Origin of the sequence: Salegentibacter maritimus (genome assembly GCF_016236915.1) — a bacterium.
Classification (GTDB): domain Bacteria; phylum Bacteroidota; class Bacteroidia; order Flavobacteriales; family Flavobacteriaceae; genus Salegentibacter; species Salegentibacter maritimus.
Map to the genome: position 1 here is coordinate 28,803 of NZ_JAEHOK010000026.1, position 18,789 is coordinate 47,591.

At 36.8% G+C, this 18,789-nt stretch carries 14 protein-coding genes; 8 read left to right on the forward strand and 6 right to left on the reverse strand.

What is annotated here, in order from left to right; translation table 11 throughout:
• Window positions 1-302: 302 nt before the first annotated feature.
• Both I6U49_RS14925 and gyrA read right to left on the reverse strand, forming a co-directional pair.
• Window positions 303-1,541 carry a tetratricopeptide repeat protein gene (locus I6U49_RS14925; RefSeq protein ID WP_198629433.1) on the reverse strand — a complete coding sequence of 413 codons (1,239 nt, stop codon included), beginning with the start codon at window positions 1,539-1,541 and terminating at the stop codon, window positions 303-305.
• Between the two features lie 22 nt (window positions 1,542-1,563).
• Window positions 1,564-4,095 carry a DNA gyrase subunit A gene (gene gyrA, locus I6U49_RS14930; RefSeq protein ID WP_198629434.1) on the reverse strand — a complete coding sequence of 844 codons (2,532 nt, stop codon included), beginning with the start codon at window positions 4,093-4,095 and terminating at the stop codon, window positions 1,564-1,566.
• A 250-nt stretch (window positions 4,096-4,345) separates the two neighbouring features.
• On the opposite strand from gyrA, the gene I6U49_RS14935 reads away from it, so the two are divergent.
• Window positions 4,346-6,907, forward strand: coding sequence for an ATP-dependent Clp protease ATP-binding subunit (locus I6U49_RS14935; protein WP_198629435.1), 2,562 nt, complete (start codon window positions 4,346-4,348; stop codon window positions 6,905-6,907).
• A gap of 118 nt (window positions 6,908-7,025) precedes the next feature.
• The gene (locus I6U49_RS14940; RefSeq protein ID WP_198629436.1) at window positions 7,026-7,400 is read left to right on the forward strand and encodes a hypothetical protein; all 375 of its coding nucleotides are present in this window, start codon (window positions 7,026-7,028) and stop codon (window positions 7,398-7,400) included.
• Here the strand turns inward: I6U49_RS14940 and hutH are convergent.
• Entirely contained in the window at window positions 7,397-8,905 is a 1,509-nt protein-coding gene (gene hutH, locus I6U49_RS14945) for a histidine ammonia-lyase (protein ID WP_198629437.1), read from the reverse strand. The genes I6U49_RS14940 and hutH overlap by 4 nt on opposite strands.
• A gap of 246 nt (window positions 8,906-9,151) precedes the next feature.
• Window positions 9,152-10,675, reverse strand: coding sequence for an NAD(P)H-hydrate dehydratase (locus I6U49_RS14950; RefSeq protein WP_198629438.1), 1,524 nt, complete (start codon window positions 10,673-10,675; stop codon window positions 9,152-9,154).
• A 398-nt stretch (window positions 10,676-11,073) separates the two neighbouring features.
• Between I6U49_RS14950 and gcvT the strand changes: the two genes are divergently transcribed.
• From gcvT to I6U49_RS14970, 4 genes are all read left to right on the forward strand, one after another.
• The gene (gcvT, locus tag I6U49_RS14955; RefSeq protein WP_193709809.1) at window positions 11,074-12,156 is read left to right on the forward strand and encodes a glycine cleavage system aminomethyltransferase GcvT; all 1,083 of its coding nucleotides are present in this window, start codon (window positions 11,074-11,076) and stop codon (window positions 12,154-12,156) included.
• Between the two features lie 5 nt (window positions 12,157-12,161).
• The gene (locus I6U49_RS14960; protein ID WP_198629439.1) at window positions 12,162-12,977 is read left to right on the forward strand and encodes a sugar nucleotide-binding protein; all 816 of its coding nucleotides are present in this window, start codon (window positions 12,162-12,164) and stop codon (window positions 12,975-12,977) included.
• 89 nt (window positions 12,978-13,066) lie between these two features.
• Window positions 13,067-13,357: a 4a-hydroxytetrahydrobiopterin dehydratase gene (locus tag I6U49_RS14965; protein WP_193709811.1), complete on the forward strand. Its 291-nt coding sequence runs from the start codon at window positions 13,067-13,069 to the stop codon at window positions 13,355-13,357.
• A gap of 96 nt (window positions 13,358-13,453) precedes the next feature.
• Window positions 13,454-14,173, forward strand: a complete 720-nt coding sequence (locus I6U49_RS14970; protein ID WP_193709812.1) for a YebC/PmpR family DNA-binding transcriptional regulator — start codon at window positions 13,454-13,456, stop codon at window positions 14,171-14,173.
• A gap of 263 nt (window positions 14,174-14,436) precedes the next feature.
• Here the strand turns inward: I6U49_RS14970 and I6U49_RS14975 are convergent, their stop codons facing one another.
• Complete coding sequence (locus I6U49_RS14975; RefSeq protein WP_198629440.1) at window positions 14,437-15,639, reverse strand: proline dehydrogenase family protein; 1,203 nt, start codon at window positions 15,637-15,639, stop codon at window positions 14,437-14,439.
• 107 nt (window positions 15,640-15,746) lie between these two features.
• On the opposite strand from I6U49_RS14975, the gene aroB reads away from it, so the two are divergent.
• On the forward strand, window positions 15,747-16,817 hold the full coding sequence (aroB, locus tag I6U49_RS14980) for a 3-dehydroquinate synthase (protein ID WP_198629441.1): 1,071 nt from the start codon (window positions 15,747-15,749) through the stop codon (window positions 16,815-16,817).
• 59 nt (window positions 16,818-16,876) lie between these two features.
• Window positions 16,877-17,173, forward strand: coding sequence for a hypothetical protein (locus I6U49_RS14985; RefSeq protein ID WP_198629442.1), 297 nt, complete (start codon window positions 16,877-16,879; stop codon window positions 17,171-17,173).
• A gap of 289 nt (window positions 17,174-17,462) precedes the next feature.
• Here I6U49_RS14985 and I6U49_RS14990 read toward each other — a convergent pair whose 3' ends face one another.
• On the reverse strand, window positions 17,463-18,728 hold the full coding sequence (locus I6U49_RS14990) for an IS256 family transposase (protein WP_262894938.1): 1,266 nt from the start codon (window positions 18,726-18,728) through the stop codon (window positions 17,463-17,465).
• Window positions 18,729-18,789 lie beyond the last annotated feature (61 nt).

Sequence of the window (18,789 nt, forward strand, 5' to 3'; positions counted from 1 at the left end):
AGTTAAAGCACCATATAAAGGGCAAATAACAACAAACTGAAACACAGCATAATGCAAATTTATTTTAGAAAATAAATTAAAGAACAAATAACCTAAAGAAACGAAGGTTTTTCTAAAAATAGTAATGAGACAATTTTTTTAAGCAATAAAGATGAAGAATAATTGACTATAAAAAACAAGATCCAAAAATATTGATGAGTTTTTAAGAGATTTGAGATGAGTTTCTAAACATTAGACTTTAATAATGAACAAAAAAAAACCACCGGATATCCGGTGGTTTTTATAGCTTATTTAAAGTTTAATTATTGTAATCTAGCTTTAAGTGCTTTAGCCTTCTCATCTTCTCCTAATTGGTTGTAGATGTTTATGGCTGTTCTTATAACATTAGTGTTTTCCGGGTCGGCTTCAATCACCTTTTCAAGGTAAGGAACGGCTTGTTTATATATTTTATTTCGTTCTTCTTCAAGCTCCTCATAACGTTTATTATCTTCCTTACTCATTCCCAGACCGTTCATTTCATCAATAATACTACGCTCCTTAGCAAGGATAGCAACTACAATATTCATCCTGGCATTGGTCATATCAGGATCTATCTCAAGTGCTTTTTTATAATACTCAATGGCTTTTTCGTTATCTCCCAATTCAGCAGCAGTTACACCAAGGTTGTAGTATATATTTGGATCATTAGGGTTTTTCTTAACCATTTCCTGCATCAGCTCATTATACTTTTCTTTATCCCCCATTCGGTAATAAACGTCGGCTTCAGCTTGCAATAGTGCAACATTGTCAGGATTTTCTTCTTTAGCATCCTTAATGGCAGCAATTGCTTTTTCGTCTTCACCTTCCTGAATGTAAATTAGAGCAATGTTCTTGGCTATCTCTCCCTTTTTAGATGGAATTTTTTGATCTCTAGGATCTTTATATTCACCTGTCTTAAGCATTAACTCTCTCTGTTCTTTATTCATTACCTCTTCCTCACCAGTTTCTACATTAGTGGCAAGATATTCTACACCAGAACCATCAAAACCTAACTCTTTTAATGTTTCATAATACTCTAATGCCGTAGTATAATCTTGCGCATTTAAAGAATTGGCTGCTGCGTAATATAAATAAAGAGTATCCTGCTTATTTAACTGGTAACTATAATGTAGCTTGTCTGCTGCATTCTTATAGTTCTCTGTATTTTGATCGTTAATAGCACTTTGCACCAAAGCATTTCTTACCTGATCAAATCCCTGAACAGCTTCATCACTATTTCCTAAATCCTGAGCCTGTTTAAAGGCTTCGGCGGCGATTTCCAAATCTTCAAGGGAAGCGTTTTCCCCGCTTCCTAAATAAGCCTGACCTTTATAGAGATAGAACCTTTCTGTCCACTTCTCATTAGCTTCAGAAAGCAATGATTCAGCGGTTTTTAATTGAGTTTTAGCTTCGGCATATTTACCATCATCTATGGCATCACCAGCATCTTTAATTTCACTTTTTTGAGCAACCGCAGCCACTGATAAAAGTGACAAGGCTATAGTAAAAATATTACTTTTCATCTTGTTTTGGTTTTTATTTTAGTTATTCTTCACTATCGTTTACAATAGTTGTGCCATTCGAATTTTCTTCAGTATCTACAGTCTTTTCTGCATCATCCATTAAGTCTACATCATCTTCATCATGCATTACTTTTGCAACAGCAGCTATGGCGTCATTTCCTTTAAGGTTAATTAATCTAACACCCTGGGTTGCACGCCCCATAACTCTAAGATTAGCAACTTCCATTCTTATTACAATGCCAGATTTGTTGATAATCATAATATCCTCTTTATCCGAAACATTTTTAATAGCAACCAGGTTTCCGGTTTTTTCGGTAATAGATATTGTTTTCACACCTTTTCCGCCACGGTTGGTTATTCTATAATCTTCCAGACTGGATCTTTTTCCGTATCCATTTTCAGAAACTACAAGAATATCAGAATCGAAATCTTCAACAGAAACCATTCCTACCACTTCATCCTTATCATCGGCAAGAGTAATACCTCTTACTCCTGAAGCGTTTCTTCCCATTGGTCTGGTTTTTCCTTCTTCAAACCTAATAGCCTTACCACTCCTTACGGCAAGCATTACCTGGCTATCACCATTGGTTAATTTTGCTTCTAGCAATTCATCATCTTCCTTAATGGTAATTGCATTAATACCATTGGTTCTAGGCCTTGAATATTGTTCTAAAGAGGTTTTCTTTACCTGGCCTTTCTTAGTGGCCATAATTACATAATGCTTATTGATGTAGTCTTCATCTTTAAGATCTTGTGTACATATAAATGCTTTTACACGATCATCGGGGTCTATATTAATAAGATTTTGAATAGCTCTACCCTTAGATGCTTTACTTCCTTCAGGAATTTCATAAACCCTCATCCAGAAACATTTTCCTTTTTGGGTAAAGAAAAGCATATACTGATGATTTGTTCCAGAGAAAAGGTATTCTAGAAAGTCTTCATTTCTTGTATTAGAGCCTTTTTGACCAACTCCACCCCTATTTTGGGTTTTGTATTCGTTTAATGAAGTCCTTTTAATATATCCGGCGTGGGAAATAGTAATTACAACACGCTCATCTGGAATCATATCTTCAATACTCAAATCGCCACCTGAGTATTCTATAGTAGAGCGTCTTTCGTCCCCATATTTTTCCTTAATTTCCAGAAGTTCGTCCTTAATTACTTGCATTCTGCGTTCCTTTCGCGCCAGAATGTCTTTAAGGTCTTCAATGGTTTTCATAATTTCATCATACTCGGCACGCAGTTTATCCTGCTCCAGGCCGGTAAGCTGGCGCAAACGCATTTCAACAATTGCTTTTGCCTGTACCTCAGTAAGCTCAAAACGTTCTATTAATTTATTTCTTGCTTCTTCTGCATTGTTAGAAGAACGTATTAGAGCAATAACTTCATCTATATTATCTGAAGCAATAATTAACCCCTCCAGGATATGGGCACGATCTTCGGCTTTTTTAAGTTCAAACTCGGTTCTTCTTACAACCACTTCATGCCTATGCTCTACAAAATGATAAATAATATCTTTAAGATTAAGCATCTCTGGTCTACCGTTTACAAGCGCAATATTATTTACACTAAAAGAAGTTTGTAAAGCAGTATGTTTATAAAGAGTATTTAAAACAATATTAGGAATGGCGTCTCTTTTTAATTGATATACGATTCGCATTCCATTCCTATCAGACTCGTCCCTGATAAGACTAATTCCTTCAATTTTCTTTTCATTAACAAGGTCGGCAGTCTTTTTAATCATATCTGCCTTGTTTACCTGATAAGGAATTTCGGTAACAACAATAAATTCTTTACCATTAATCTCCTCCAGGCTAGACTTGGCTCGCATTACAATACGGCCTCTTCCTGTTTTAAAAGCTTCCCGAACCCCATCGTAACCATAAATTATTCCTCCGGTAGGAAAATCGGGAGCTTTAATATGCTCCATAAGCCCCTCTACCTCTATATCGTGATTATCTATATAAGCAACTGTACCGTCTATTACTTCCGAAATATTATGGGGAGCCATATTGGTTGCCATCCCAACGGCAATACCACTGGCACCATTTACAAGCAAATTGGGAATACGAGTTGGTAGTACAACCGGTTCGTTTATAGAATCATCAAAGTTCAGTTGCGTATCTACCGTTTCTTTATCTATATCGGCCAGCATATCCTCGCTAATCTTACGCATCCTGGCCTCGGTATAACGCATTGCTGCAGGGCTGTCACCATCTACAGATCCAAAGTTACCCTGCCCATCTACCAGCATATACCGCATACTCCAGTGTTGCGCCATACGTACCATGGTATCGTAAACCGAAGAATCACCATGAGGGTGAAACTTACCTAAAACTTCCCCAACTATCCTGGCAGATTTTTTATAGGAACGATTAGAAAGTACCCCCAGTTCATACATCCCATATAAAACCCGGCGATGCACCGGTTTTAAGCCGTCACGAACATCTGGTAAAGCACGTGACACAATGACCGACATTGAATAATCAATGTAGGCCGATTTCATTTCATCTTCAATATTTATAGGAATAAGCTTTTCTCCTTCAGCCATATTGTAAAATTTAATTTAGTTCACAAATCTAACGTGCCAATTTACATATTTTATAGCAGCTAAACCCCTGCTTGACGTATTGTTTAACCAGATTTTATTAACAAAAATTTAGTGCGCTATCGTTAATAAGTTCCTTATTTTAACCTTTGATTATTGAAAGTAATTTTGTCAATTAGCTAATATCATTGGATTAGGTACAATTTTTGAAATATTTGTACTGAATAAATCATAGAGAGAAAGGAAGATAAAGATGGATGATAATTTTTCACCAAGAGTAAAAGATGTAATCGCGTACAGCAAGGAAGAAGCATTGCGTTTAGGCCACGATTTTATTGGCACTGAACATCTTATGCTTGGCTTGCTTAGAGACGGAGATGGCAAGGCAATAGATATTTTAAATGCCTTAGACATAGACTTAAGTCATTTAAGGCGTAAAGTAGAAATTCTTAGCCCGGCTAATCCTGAATCTACCGTGATTTCTAACGAGAAAAGGAATTTACACCTTACCCGCCAGGCAGAGAGAGCCTTAAAAACAACATTTTTAGAAGCTAAGCTTTTTCAAAGCTCAAATATCAATACAGCGCATTTATTGCTTTGCATATTAAGAAACGAAAACGACCCTACCACTAAACTACTAAATAAACTAAAAGTAGATTATGATGGCGTTAAAGATCAGTTTAAATATATGACCGCAAGCGATGAAAATGATTTTCAAGACAGCCCAACAGCCGAATCGTTTTCAGATGATGACAGCAATACAGGTGATGCAACAAAAGACAATCCGTTTAGCGGTGGTGGCAGTGGCCCGGGAAAAACTTCTAAAAAATCAAAAACTCCTGTTTTAGATAACTTCGGAAGGGATTTAACCGCCATGGCCGAAAATGATAAGCTCGACCCTGTTGTTGGAAGGGAAAAAGAGATTGAAAGGGTTTCGCAAATTTTAAGCAGAAGAAAGAAAAATAACCCGTTATTAATCGGTGAACCCGGGGTAGGTAAATCGGCCATTGCCGAAGGTCTGGCCCTTAGAATTGTACAGCGAAAAGTTTCCAGAATACTTTTCGATAAACGTGTGGTAACTTTAGATCTTGCCAGTTTAGTAGCAGGAACAAAGTACCGTGGCCAGTTTGAAGAACGCATGAAAGCCGTGATGAACGAGCTTGAGAAAAATGATGACATTATTCTTTTTGTAGATGAAATTCATACCATTGTAGGTGCCGGTGGTGCCACAGGCAGCTTAGATGCGAGCAATATGTTTAAACCTGCACTGGCCAGGGGCGAAATACAATGCATTGGTGCCACTACTTTAGATGAGTATCGCCAGTATATAGAAAAAGATGGTGCGCTTGAAAGAAGATTCCAAAAGGTGATTGTAGAACCTACTTCGGTAGAAGAAACCATCGAAATTTTAAATAATATTAAAGACAAATACGAAGAGCACCATAACGTTTCGTATACCGACGAGGCTATTGAAGCCTGTGTTAAACTAACTAACAGGTATTTGACCGATAGATTCTTACCAGATAAAGCTATAGATGCTTTAGATGAAGCCGGATCTCGCGTGCATATCACAAATATAGATGTTCCCAAGCAAATTTTAGACCTGGAGCGGAAACTTGAAGAGGTTCGCGCTAATAAAAACTCAGTTGTTAAAAAGCAGAAATATGAAGAAGCTGCCAAGCTTAGGGACGATGAGAAAAATATCGAAAAAGAACTTCAGGTAGCACAGGAGAAATGGGAAGAGGAATCTAAAAAGCATAAAGAAACGGTAGATGAAGACAGCGTTGCCGATGTGGTTTCTATGATGACCGGAGTGCCTGTAAACCGTATTGCCCAAACTGAAAGCAATAAATTGGTGGAACTTCCCCATAAAATTAAAGGTAAGGTTATTGGGCAGGATGATGCAGTTGGTAAAGTTGTAAAAGCTATTCAGAGAAACCGCGCCGGACTCAAAGATCCTAATAAACCCATTGGTTCATTCATATTTTTAGGCCAAACAGGGGTAGGTAAAACGCAATTAGCAAAGGTTTTAGCACGGGAATTATTTGATAATGACGATTCTCTTATACGAATAGATATGAGTGAGTATATGGAGAAATTTGCTATCTCCAGGTTAATTGGTGCACCTCCCGGATATGTTGGCTATGAAGAAGGTGGGCAACTAACAGAAAAGGTGCGCAGAAAGCCTTACGCAGTAATTTTGCTAGATGAAGTTGAAAAAGCACACCCAGATGTATTTAACATGCTCCTTCAGGTATTAGATGATGGGTATTTAACCGATAGCCTTGGAAGAAAAATAGATTTCCGAAACACTATTATTATCATGACCTCTAATATTGGGGCAAGAAAATTAAAAGATTTTGGACAGGGAGTAGGATTTGGTACTGCTTCCCAGCGTTCGCAAGCTGATGAAAATGCCAAAGGCGTAATTGAAAACGCGCTAAAGAAAGCTTTTGCTCCAGAATTTTTGAACCGAATTGATGATGTAGTAATCTTTAACAGTCTTGAACGAGAAGATATCCATAAAATTATTGATATTGAATTAGTTAAATTATTTAGCAGGATAGGAAGTCTTGGATACAACCTCAGCTTAAGTGATAAAGCCAAAGATTTTATCGCTGAAAAAGGATTTGACAAACAGTACGGCGCAAGACCATTAAACAGAGCTATTCAAAAATATATTGAAGATGCACTGGCCGAAGAAATAATTACTTCTAAATTGAAAGAAGGAGACAGTATTTTTATGGATCTCGATGAAGATAAAAATGAATTGACCATAAAAATTGACAAAAAAATTGAAGAGCCGGAGTCATAGGTTTTTTTGAAGATTAATACTTTTTACAGAGGTTATCTGAATATTTGTTTTCAGATAACCTTTTTTTATCAAATTCATTGAAAAATATTAAATTCGCACTCTATTAATCCCTACATTAATGATTACAGAAACTCTGGAATTAGAGTTTGGGCAGGTTCATATCCTGTCAAATATTCTAATCGCTGAATTGAAAGAAGGCGTTCTTTTTAATGCCGAAAACAACGCCAAATTATTAGAAATTGGCAAAGAAGTTTTTAAAAACAAACCTTATGGTTATATCTCATTAAGAAAGAACTCCTATGCAGTAGACCCACTCGTCTATAGGCACTCTGCCCTTGACAAAAATTTAAAAGCTATTGCAGTGGTGAGTAAAAATGAGCTTATCAAACTGAATGCTAACAATGTAGAACGCCAATTCTACAACGATCCTGATTCTTTTGCGGTATTCGATAGTTTAGACCAGGCCATTAACTGGATACAGTTTAGAATCTAATCAAAAATATTTTCGGTAAAATTAAAATTGTTAAGATATCGCCTGGAAGCTTGTATATGGGGTGCCATAGTTACATCTGTATGTAATACGGGCACCACCTTTCTAAATCCGGCCAAAACTTCACTCAAAATTACTGAGGTTTTTGCCGGTTCTCTAAAGTGCATCGCTTGCGAAGCATTAAAAAGTTCTATAGCTAAAACACTATTTAGATTCTCCACTACCTTTAGAAGTTTCGTGGCGCTATTAGCGCCCATACTCACGTGATCTTCCTGCCCATTTGATGAAACAATAGAATCTACACTGGCAGGAACTGCAAGTTGCTTATTTTGGCTTACTATACTCGCAGCGGTATACTGCGGAATCATAAATCCGCTATTCAAACCCGGATTTTCTACTAAAAATGCCGGTAAGCCCCGAAGTCCCGAAACTAATTGGTAAGTTCTTCTTTCTGAAATATTAGCCAATTCTGCCATCGCAATTGCCAGGTAATCTAGCGTAAGTGCCAATGGCTGACCGTGAAAATTCCCCCCTGATATAATCTTATCTTCTTCAATAAATATATTGGGGTTATCGGTAACCGAATTAATTTCGGTTTTGATAGTTTTCCTTACAAAACTTAAGGTATCCTTACTTGCCCCGTGAACTTGTGGTATACATCTAAAACTGTAAGGATCCTGTACATTATCTTTTTCGCTTTTGGCAATTTGGCTATCGTCTAAAAATTTTCGAATCCGTTCAGCCGTTTTAATTTGTCCTCTATGCGGTCTGGCCAGATGCACCAATTCATCAAATGGTGATAAATTACAATCAAAAGCATCTATAGATATAGAACCAATTAGATCGGCCAGATAAGATAGCTTAAAAGATTTAAGCAGTGCATATACCCCATGGGCACTCATAAACTGTGTACCGTTAAGCAAAGCTAAGCCCTCCTTAGATTGTAACTTTAAAGCTTCCCAATTTTGAATTTTCAATAATTCAGACCCGCTTATTATTTTATCTTCAAAATAAACTTCTCCTTCTCCAATTAAAGGCAAGGCCAAATGCGCCAGCGGAGCAAGATCTCCGGAAGCTCCCAACGAACCCTGTTCGTAAACCACCGGTAAAATATCAAGATTGTAAAAATTTATTAGCCTTAAAACGGTTTCTAATGCAACACCCGAATTCCCATAACTTAAAGATTGAATTTTAAGCAAAAGCATTAATCTCACAATATCTTTATTCACTTTATCACCTGTACCGCAAGCGTGAGATTTAACCAAATTTTCCTGGAGCTCGGTTAATTTACCCGAACTTATTTTTACGTTACACAAAGCACCAAAACCGGTATTTATTCCATACACAGGAGTGTCGCTCTCGGTAATTTTTTTGTTTAAGTACGTTCGAGACTTCTTAATATTAGATTCGGCTTCTTCACTAAGTGCCAATTTTTTTCTATTCACCAAAATATCTTCAATTATTTCTAAGTCTAAAATGGCCGAACTGATATAATGATGAGATTGCATAAATTATGGTTTTAAACACCATGACTTAACCTGAGGCCATTACAGTAGCAATAATAGCTGGCTAAACCCGGTTTTATAAGGATTGCTTATTTAATTATAAAAATAGAAAGTGTATAAAAGTTTTTAACTTCTTACAATTCTCTAAAATCTCTGCCAAAATTCTTATTTCTACTAATGTAATCCAAATTTAAAGCAGAATATTTAAGAATTTTTAAAAATAAAAGACCTAAACATTTATAAGTATAACTAGCCTCTTTTTTCATCTTTCATTAAAGCCAAAAAAGCCTTTCCCAAATTGTTACTAATATCACCGGAAAGCATAGCTTCGTAGCCAAGTTTTTCAGCACAAATATCCCCTGAAAGCCCGTGTAAATAAACGCCTAAAATAGCCGCCACAAGTGGCTCATATTTTTGTGACATTAAACCCGCAATAATTCCCGACAGTACATCGCCACTTCCGGCGGTAGCCATACCAGGGTTTCCTGAGTTATTGATATAAATATGCTTTCCGCTAAAAACAAAGCTATGGGCGCCTTTTAAAACCAGGATCAATTTATACTTTTTTGTAAAAGTTTCGATCTTTTTCATCTTATCAAAATCGTCTTCCCACTCACCTATTAAGTGCTTCAATTCTTTTGGATGCGGCGTTAAAACCGAGTTTTTAGGAAGCAATGCTAGTAATTCTTTATTTTCAGAAAGCATATTTAAACCGTCAGCGTCAATTAGCATAGCGCTTTTGGTTTGCCCCAACAAAGTTTTAAAAGCTTTCACCGTATTGGCCGATTTTCCTGCCCCCATTCCAAAACAAATAACATCTGGCTCAAAATCTGTTTCAATATTGGTGAGTTCGTGCTCACTTTTATCGGTAATTACCATCGCTTCCGGCAGCGTGGTTTGCAAAATGGTATAGCCGCATTTAGGTGAAAAAATACTGCACAAGCCTGCTCCGGCTCTTAAGCTTGCTCTGGCCGAAAGTGAAATGCTACCTATTTTACCATAACTTCCACCTACCACAAGACAATGCCCATAGTCTCCTTTATGGGTATTTTTAGGGCGTGCTTTATAAAGTTGTCTTGCTTCACGTTTACCTATTAACTGGGCAAGAGGTTTAACAGCTTTTAAAAAAGTGCGGTCCAATCCAATATCCAAAACCTGCACTTCGTCTGCAAAATGCATTGTTTGCGGTAAATAAAAAACAAGCTTCGGAGTTTGAAAAGTAAGCGTATAATTCGCTTTAATAACTGCAGCATCTTTAGCGGGAGCTTTATCCGGAAACAAGCCCGAAGGCATATCAATCGCCAAACAAAAAGCACCAGACTGATTAATATGTCTCAGTAATTCTGCAAGCCAACCTTCGGCAGGGCGGTTTAAGCCAATTCCAAAAATGGCATCCACTACAAAATCGCCCGGGGCAACTTCAGGGAAATCTTCGGCTCTTTTTATAAGATCCGGCCAGGTATTGCTTTCTTTTTTATATCTATCATAATTCACCAGAAAATCATCAGAACGCTTATCGCTATAATTCACCACATACACGCTCACTTTATAGCCATATTTATGCAGCAAACGCGCAACTACAAGTCCGTCGCCACCATTGTTTCCTATTCCGCAGAAAATTTTAATAGCAATATCCGCACCCTCCAGCCTCTCATGAATTTCACCAAAAACCATACTTGCCGCTCGCTCCATTAAACGCGTACTGGAAATCCCTTCGGTTTCCATAGTAATCTTATCGGCTTCATTTAATTGTGCGGCAGATAATATTTTCATAATTATATTACTTGAATTTTACTTTAGATTTATTTCAACAGTTAGTTATCAGGACTGCCTGGGGATAAAGAATCTTTCGACTTAATGATTTTTTGGGCTTGCCACGAGCTTACTTACTATTATAAAATTACAAATTAAACACAGAAAGCTACTTTTTAAAAGACCAAACTTCAGCCACTATAAACTAACACATTTAATTTTAAGCAATTAGAAACTAATTTTTTACCATTCATTGTAAGTATATCAGCATTTATTTTTAGTTGCAATAGATGCTTATAAAAGCTACTAATTTATAACACAAGCGTTAGTTAAAGTGTATTTAATGATTCTTCACAAAAACCCCATTTTAATATTATATTCAAACCGAAATCAATAAATTAGCGCAAATTTTAAAGAAAATGAAAGAGATTGCCCTAGCCGCAAGGCATAAAGAACTTAATGCCAAGATGATACCTTTTGCCGGTTACAATATGCCGGTTTCTTATGAAGGTGTGAATATTGAACATCAAAATGTTCGAGAAAATTTAGGTGTTTTTGATGTGTCACACATGGGAGAATTTCTCATTACCGGGGAGCACGCTTTAGAGCTTATTCAAAAAGTAACTACTAATGATGCATCAAAATTGGTAGATGGGAAAGCACAATACACTGTAATGCCCAACGAAAAAGGCGGTATTGTAGACGATTTAATTATTTATAGAATTAATGCCGAAAAGTATTTACTGGTAGTAAACGCTTCAAATATAGATAAAGACTGGAACTGGATTGCGCAACATAACACGATGGATGCTACTATGCGTGATATTTCAGACGAGTTTTCCCTACTGGCTATCCAGGGCCCAAAAGCCGCCGAAGCCATGCAAAAACTCACTGATGTAGATCTTAGCAATATGAAGTTCTACACTTTTGAAGTTGCCGAGTTTGCCGGAATTGACAAGGTAATTATTTCGGCTACGGGCTATACCGGTAGCGGCGGATTTGAAATTTATTTTAAAAACGAAGATGCCGAGCAAATTTGGGATCGCGTAATGGAAGCCGGAAAAGATTTTGGAATAAAACCAATTGGACTTGCCGCGCGTGATACTTTAAGGTTAGAGATGGGCTTTTGTCTTTATGGAAACGATATAGATGAAACTACCTCCCCTATTGAGGCAAAATTAGGATGGGTCACTAAATTTACCAAAGACTTTATTAGTGCTGAAATCTTAAAAAAAGAAAAGGAAGAAGGGCCAAAACGCAAGCTAATAGCTTTTGAATTGGAAGAACGCGGAATACCACGCCAGGGTTACGAAATTGAAGATGAAAATGGCAAGGTTATTGGCAAAGTAACATCTGGGACAATGTCACCTTCACTGGAAAAAGGAATTGGTTTAGGTTATGTAACTACCGAACTTGCTAAATTTGGCAACAAGATTTTTATAAAAGTCAGAAAAAAATCCATTCCTGCCGTACAGGTGAAATTACCCTTTTATAAAGGCTAATTTTTTTGGAACGAATATTAATTTTAGGAGCAAGCGGCTTTATAGGCAATGCCTTATATAAAGAGCTATGCTCCTTTTTTGATACACACGGCACCTACCATACACCCAACGCAGGATTTGAAGAAAACCATCAGTTTCATCAATACGATATGGAAACTGAAAACATTGAAATCCTTTTGCAAAACTTAAAACCTACGGTGATAATTTCTGCCGTTCGGGGGAGTTTCGATGCTCAAATTAATACACATTTCGAGATTATAAATTACATCTTAACCCATCATTGTAAACTCTTATTTATCTCGTCGGCAAACGTATTTGATGCATTTACCAACTTCCCATCTTACGAATATGATAAAACCCTTTCTCAAAGTATCTATGGTAGGTTTAAAATTAAGATTGAAAATGCCTTATTAAGATTGCCTAACCATAAATACAATATTTTACGCCTCCCTATGGTGTTTGGGCATAATTCCCCACGTTTAAAATTAATTAAGTCGCAAATTGAATTTGGGCAGGCCCTGGAGGTTTTTCCCAATGTTGTTATTAATGTTACCGAAATTGAAAAACTAACCCAGCAAATACACTATATCATCAATAGAAAAAGACAGGGTGTTTTTCATTTGGGCAGTTCAGATTTAGTACATCAAAAAGATTTTATTGAAGAGGTTTGCGAAGTATTGGGGTATAAAAATTTAGTTTTCAAAAACATTTACAACTCTAATTTCGATAGGTTTTTAGCCGTTTTACCTAAAGAGAATTTACTTCCTGAAAATTTACAGGTTTCGGTACATCAAGTTGCTAAAGCTTCTGTAAAGCAATAGGTGTGTTAATCTTGTACTAAAAATAATTTAGATTAAAAATTCAGGCTTTAGTTGCTTAAATTTAAAGATGAATCATAAAAATAACTCTCATGACTAAACTAAGTGAAGAAGAAATCAACAAAAAACTGAAAAATCTTGAGGGTTGGGTTTACAATAATAACGCAATTCATACCTCTTTTCAGTTTGCAAATTTTAAAGAGGCATTTACGGTAATGACGCGAATAGCCTTTGAAGCTGAAGCACAACAACACCACCCTAATTGGGGCAATGTGTATAACGAATTAGAAATTTCACTCACATCCCATGATGCCAACGGTGTTACCGAGAAAGATTTTAAACTGGCAAAAGCTATTGAAGAAATCGTAGAAGCATCAGCCTAAACACAAAAAAAGTACATTAAAATTTAAAGCTTTCAATTTTTAAATTGAATTGGAAGCTTTTTTTTTATTTTTGTCTCAATTTTTTATTCAGAATAAATGGGAAGAGCATTTGAATTTAGAAAGGCACGTAAAATGAAACGTTGGTCTGCAATGGCCAAAGCCTTTACCCGCATTGGAAAAGATATTGTGATGGCCGTTAAAGAAGGCGGCCCTGATCCTGATACCAATGCTAAACTAAGGGCAGTTATCCAAAACGCGAAAAGTGTAAATATGCCCAAGGATAATATTGAACGTGCCATTAAAAGGGCAAGTGATAAAAACCAGGGGGATTATAAAATAGTACTTTTTGAAGGTTATGCACCGCACGGAATCGCTGTATTGGTGGAAACTGCCACAGATAATAACAATCGTACCGTAGCCAATGTTAGATCGCATTTTAATAAATGTGACGGAAACCTGGGAACTTCAGGATCGGTTGAATTTATGTTTGATCACACCTGCAATTTCAGATTAAACCCAGAAGGTTTGGATGTGGAAGAACTGGAGCTGGAATTTATAGATTTTGGGGCCGAAGAAGTTTTTAAAGATGAAGACGGCATACATATTTATGCCCCTTTCGAATATTTTGGGGCCATTCAGAAAGAATTGGAAAACCGGGATATAGAAATTCTTTCTTCAGGATTTGAAAGAATTCCACAGGTTACAAAACCGCTTTCCCCGGAAGAAGCTGCCGATGTAGAGAAACTATTGGAAAAACTGGAAGAAGATGATGATGTACAAAACGTATATCACACCATGGAAGAAACCGAAGCTTAATCGCTTCAACCAATAGATATAAAAAAGCTGTTTGGAAGTAAACTACCTCGGGGCAAGCCCACGAGGCATTCGTTGGAAACATTTTTTTAATTTCGAGGCAAGCCTCGGGGTATTACACCCTTTGGCGGTGCCAATAAATTTCTAAAACCATCATTCTGAATTTATTTCAGAATCTAATATGTGGATAATTAAAATATGTTAAACCCTGAAACAAGTTCAGGGTGACGAGTATAATAATTAAAACTTCTAAACAGCTTTTTATTTTAATGCTCTCCCCTATCGTGTTTGGTAGGTTCGCCTTTTCTCCGTTTCTTTTCTTCTTGTAAAAGTGAAAGCTCACGACCCGTTTGGCCTTTAACCGAAGTGTTTTCCTGCGCTCTTCTTAATAAATAAGGCACTACATCCCTTACAGGACCAAAAGGTAATAGTTTTGCAGAATTATAGCCCTTTTTAGCCAGGTTATAACTAATATGATCACTCATACCATACAACTGACTAAACCAAATACGCTTATCGTTAAAGGGCAGGCCTTTATCTTCCATACTCTGCAAAGCCAAATAGTTACTAACCTCGTTATGGGTTCCAATAAACAGGTGGATATCATCAAGATTAGCTAAACAATAAGACATGACACTGTTAAAGTTAACATCGGTAGCCTCTTTATTTTCGCAAATTGGCGAAGTATATCCATATTTCTTCGCGCGTGCATTCTCTTTTTCCATATAAGCTCCCCGCACAATTTTTGCCCCAATTTTAAAGCCCTCTTTTTTGGCCTTTTCATGTAGGTTTTTCACATACTCTAATCTGTCCCAACGGTAACACTGGAAGGTGTTATAAATAAGAATCTTATCCTTATTATATTTCCTCATCATGTCTTCCATCAGTTCGTCGGCAGCAAGTTGCATCCAACTTTCCTCGGCATCAGCGTATAATCGTACATTGTTTTCGTAAGCACATTTGCATAATGTATCCACTCTTTCCTTCACCCGTTCCCATTCTTGCTTTTCATCTTCGCTTAAATTAACGCGCTCGGTAATTTTCTCCCAGATAGCAAACCTTCCAATCCCGGTTGGTTTAAATAAAGAAAAAGGCAATTCTTCACTTTTAGCCGCAAACTTTATTAGTTTCATCTTTTTGTTTAACGCGGCATCAAACTGTTCATCGGTTTCTTTTCCCTCTACCGAATAATCCAGAATGCTATGCAACTTTTTAGAATACATCTCTTTGGTAAGTGGCTTACAATCTTCTTCGGTAATTCCCCCACAAAACTGTTCAAAAATGGTTTTTTTAATTATACCTTCTACCGGTAAATGTAGTTTCAATGAAAACTTAGTTAACCAGGAACCCGCATCTACCAACGTTTTCCTATTCATCATGCTAAACAAAAATATAGCACGGTCCAGCTCTAAATCAGATTTCAACTTAAAAGCTGTTTTTGTATCGTTAAAGATTTTTCTCTTGATCATGGGCGTATCTTAATGGTAGCAAATATAATTATTGAAGTTTGATTTTATTATGAATATTTCTGCTTATTTTCGAAGCCATATTTTAAATACTAAAAACGTTAAAAACTATGTCCCATAGTGCAGCAAATAAAGGTCCGGTATACTTCCAGGAAGATGGTTTTATTAAATTAAATACTTTTTTAAAAGAAGAAAACCTTTCAAAAATTTTTCTTTTGGTAGATAATAATACACACCGGGATTGCCTGGCCGTTTTTTCAGAAAAAATAGAATTTCAGGAAGCTATTGAAATTTTAGAAATTGAAGCGGGAGAAATAAATAAAAATCTGGAAACCTGTACGGGACTATGGAATGCATTGTCTGATTTAGATGCCGATCGTAAAAGCCTTATGATTAACCTTGGCGGTGGCGTGGTAACCGATTTAGGTGGTTTTGTGGCTTCTACCTTTAAAAGAGGCATAAGCTATATAAATGTTCCCACCAGCCTACTGGCTATGGTAGACGCTTCTGTAGGGGGTAAAACCGGGGTTGATTTGGGTAATCTTAAAAATCAAATTGGCGTAATTAATCATGCTGAAATGGTACTAATTGATCCTACATTTCTAGGTACCCTACCACAAACGGAAATGCGAAGCGGACTGGCAGAAATTTTAAAACACGCTTTAATTAGTAGCGAAGATTATTGGAATAAAGTGACTAATCTAAGTGGGCTTACGCTAGAGGATCTCGATGGCATAATTAAAGAATCGGTAGAAATTAAAGCAAAAGTAGTTACTGAAGACCCCGAAGAGAATGGCCTGCGTAAAACATTAAATTACGGGCATACCCTGGGGCACGCTATAGAGTCTTACTTTTTAACCCATCCTGAAAAAACAACATTGCTTCATGGTGAAGCCATTGCCATTGGAATGATTTTGGCCACCTACCTATCTAAAGAACTTCAGGAGTTCCCGGAAGATAAATTAAAAGAAATTAGCCTTAAGATTCTAGACATTTATGATAGAGTTGAATTTTCTAAAGAAGACATTCAAAAGATCATAGATTTAATGAAATATGACAAGAAGAATTCTCATGGAAATATAAATTTTGTCCTTCTAAAAGATATTGGAAACACAGTGATAGACTGTAAAGTGCCCAACGAGTTAATTTGGAATGCTTTTGAATATTACCAAAAAGCTTGATTTATTACTTAAAAATGTTATTTTTAATATACTAACTACATCCTCATAAACACTTATTTATGAAACGAATTATTGTTGATTACAAAAAACTAACTCCAGAAATACTTGGACTCCTGGTGGAAAAGTACCCCGATGGTTATGACGACGACCATATAATTTCATTTAAAAATGCAAAAAATGAAACTATTGAAGCGGTTGAAGTGAAAACCGAAGACTCTATTTACCTGGTGAAAGTAAGTACACGCCTGGAAAATACGATGGCCAAGTTTGATGAAGACGATTATGACGATTCAGATTACAATGAACCAATTGTGGAAATTCCGGAAAAAAGCGATGATGATGACGACGAGAAATAATCACTTTTTCTTTTCGCATTTAATTTATAACAACAAAAGGAGCTTTCTTCAGAGGCTCCTTTTGTTGTTTTAATAAGAAAGAAGAGTATTTGTAGATCTAAAAGAGACTTTTTTACGGTTTCTCCATATAAAAGCCCCTCATACAACAAGAAGGATTTTAGGTTTTATCGCAATAGTACATCTACCTGCATTGCCACATCTACTAGCAATTTAACTAGTGGAAAAGCTTCAGAATACCAACTATAGAAACAAAAAAGCTACTGATCCTAGCCAAATAAGGGTCTGTAAATTAAACTCTGTCTGATGTTTCAATTCCTCTGGGGCTAGCCCCAGAGGAATTGGCGTTTATGTCCAGCGGTATCCGGTCTCCAAATTTAATATAAAATTGCTGAATCGTAAGGCTCCAATTATGCAAAGGAGCGGTCCATTTCTTCTCAATGTTTCGTGTGGCCAGGTAGACTAGCTTTAGCAGCGACATATCAGTGGTGAAAGCACCCTTGGTTTTGGTAACTTTCCGGATTTGCCGATGGAAGCCCTCTACGGCATTAGTGGTGTAAATAATCTTCCTAATGGGTTCTGTATACTCAAAATACTGGGATAGCTGTTCCCAGTTACGCTGCCAACTTTCAATAACTACAGGATATTTATTACCCCATTTCCCTTCCAGGTTCAATAGCTCATCTTCGGCTACATCTTTAGTGACAGCCCTATAGACCTTTTTCAGGTCTTTCATAAACTCTTTTTGATCTTTAGAGGCAATATACTTCAATGAATTACGGATTTGGTGTACAATACAAAGCTGAACCTGAGCCTTTGGATAAACGCTTAAGATGGCTTGTGTAAAGCCTTTGAGATTATCTGTACAGGCTATTAAGATATCCTGTAATCCACGGTTATGAAGGTCGGTTAAAACCTGTAGCCAGAAATTAGCACCTTCGCTCTCAGAGATATACATCCCCAGGATTTCCTTTTTCCCTTCTTTGGTAATACCCAGGATGTTATAAAGTGCTTTGTGGGCAATCTTTCCATCCACTTTAACTTTATAATGCATGGCATCAAGCCAAACAATACAGTAAAGGGGTTCTAAAGGACGACTTTGCCAGGCTTTGATATCAGGAATGATCTGATCGGTGATCTGGCTTAAAACCGTATGGGAAATATCGGTATCGTACATTTCTTTGATATGACCCGAGATGTCACGGTAGCTCATTCCAAGTCCATAAAGACCGATAATTTTTTCTGAAAGATTATCAGCCAGAATCGTCTGTCGCTTTTTAACCAGTTCCGGTTGGAAGCTACTTTGACGGTCTTCAGGGGTTTCAATGTCAAAAGAGCCAAAGCCACTTTTAAGCTTTTTCTTTCCCTTGCCATTGCGTTTATTCCCTTTGGAGCGTTCATCACTACTTAGATGAGAGTCCATCTCTGCCTGAAGGGCCTTCTCAATAACGTTCTTGAGCATCGGTGCAAAAGCACCGTCTGCACCAAAAAGGCTTTTGCCTGACATGAACTGGTCAAGCACCTTTTTCTCGAATTCTTGTTGTTCTTTTGTTGCCATAATTCTGTATGAATGAAATTAATAAATAATTCAATTCAGACAGAGTTTATTTTACACTCTC

Coding starts and splice junctions, on each gene's coding strand:
- I6U49_RS14925 (WP_198629433.1), bottom strand. CDS start 1,541: ATGAAAAGTAATATTTTTACTATAGCCTTGTCACTTTTATCAGTGGCT.
- gyrA (WP_198629434.1), bottom strand. CDS start 4,095: ATGGCTGAAGGAGAAAAGCTTATTCCTATAAATATTGAAGATGAAATG.
- I6U49_RS14935 (WP_198629435.1), top strand. CDS start 4,346: ATGGATGATAATTTTTCACCAAGAGTAAAAGATGTAATCGCGTACAGC.
- I6U49_RS14940 (WP_198629436.1), top strand. CDS start 7,026: ATGATTACAGAAACTCTGGAATTAGAGTTTGGGCAGGTTCATATCCTG.
- hutH (WP_198629437.1), bottom strand. CDS start 8,905: ATGCAATCTCATCATTATATCAGTTCGGCCATTTTAGACTTAGAAATA.
- I6U49_RS14950 (WP_198629438.1), bottom strand. CDS start 10,675: ATGAAAATATTATCTGCCGCACAATTAAATGAAGCCGATAAGATTACT.
- gcvT (WP_193709809.1), top strand. CDS start 11,074: ATGAAAGAGATTGCCCTAGCCGCAAGGCATAAAGAACTTAATGCCAAG.
- I6U49_RS14965 (WP_193709811.1), top strand. CDS start 13,067: ATGACTAAACTAAGTGAAGAAGAAATCAACAAAAAACTGAAAAATCTT.
- I6U49_RS14970 (WP_193709812.1), top strand. CDS start 13,454: ATGGGAAGAGCATTTGAATTTAGAAAGGCACGTAAAATGAAACGTTGG.
- I6U49_RS14975 (WP_198629440.1), bottom strand. CDS start 15,639: ATGATCAAGAGAAAAATCTTTAACGATACAAAAACAGCTTTTAAGTTG.
- aroB (WP_198629441.1), top strand. CDS start 15,747: ATGTCCCATAGTGCAGCAAATAAAGGTCCGGTATACTTCCAGGAAGAT.
- I6U49_RS14985 (WP_198629442.1), top strand. CDS start 16,877: ATGAAACGAATTATTGTTGATTACAAAAAACTAACTCCAGAAATACTT.
- I6U49_RS14990 (WP_262894938.1), bottom strand. CDS start 18,728: ATGGCAACAAAAGAACAACAAGAATTCGAGAAAAAGGTGCTTGACCAG.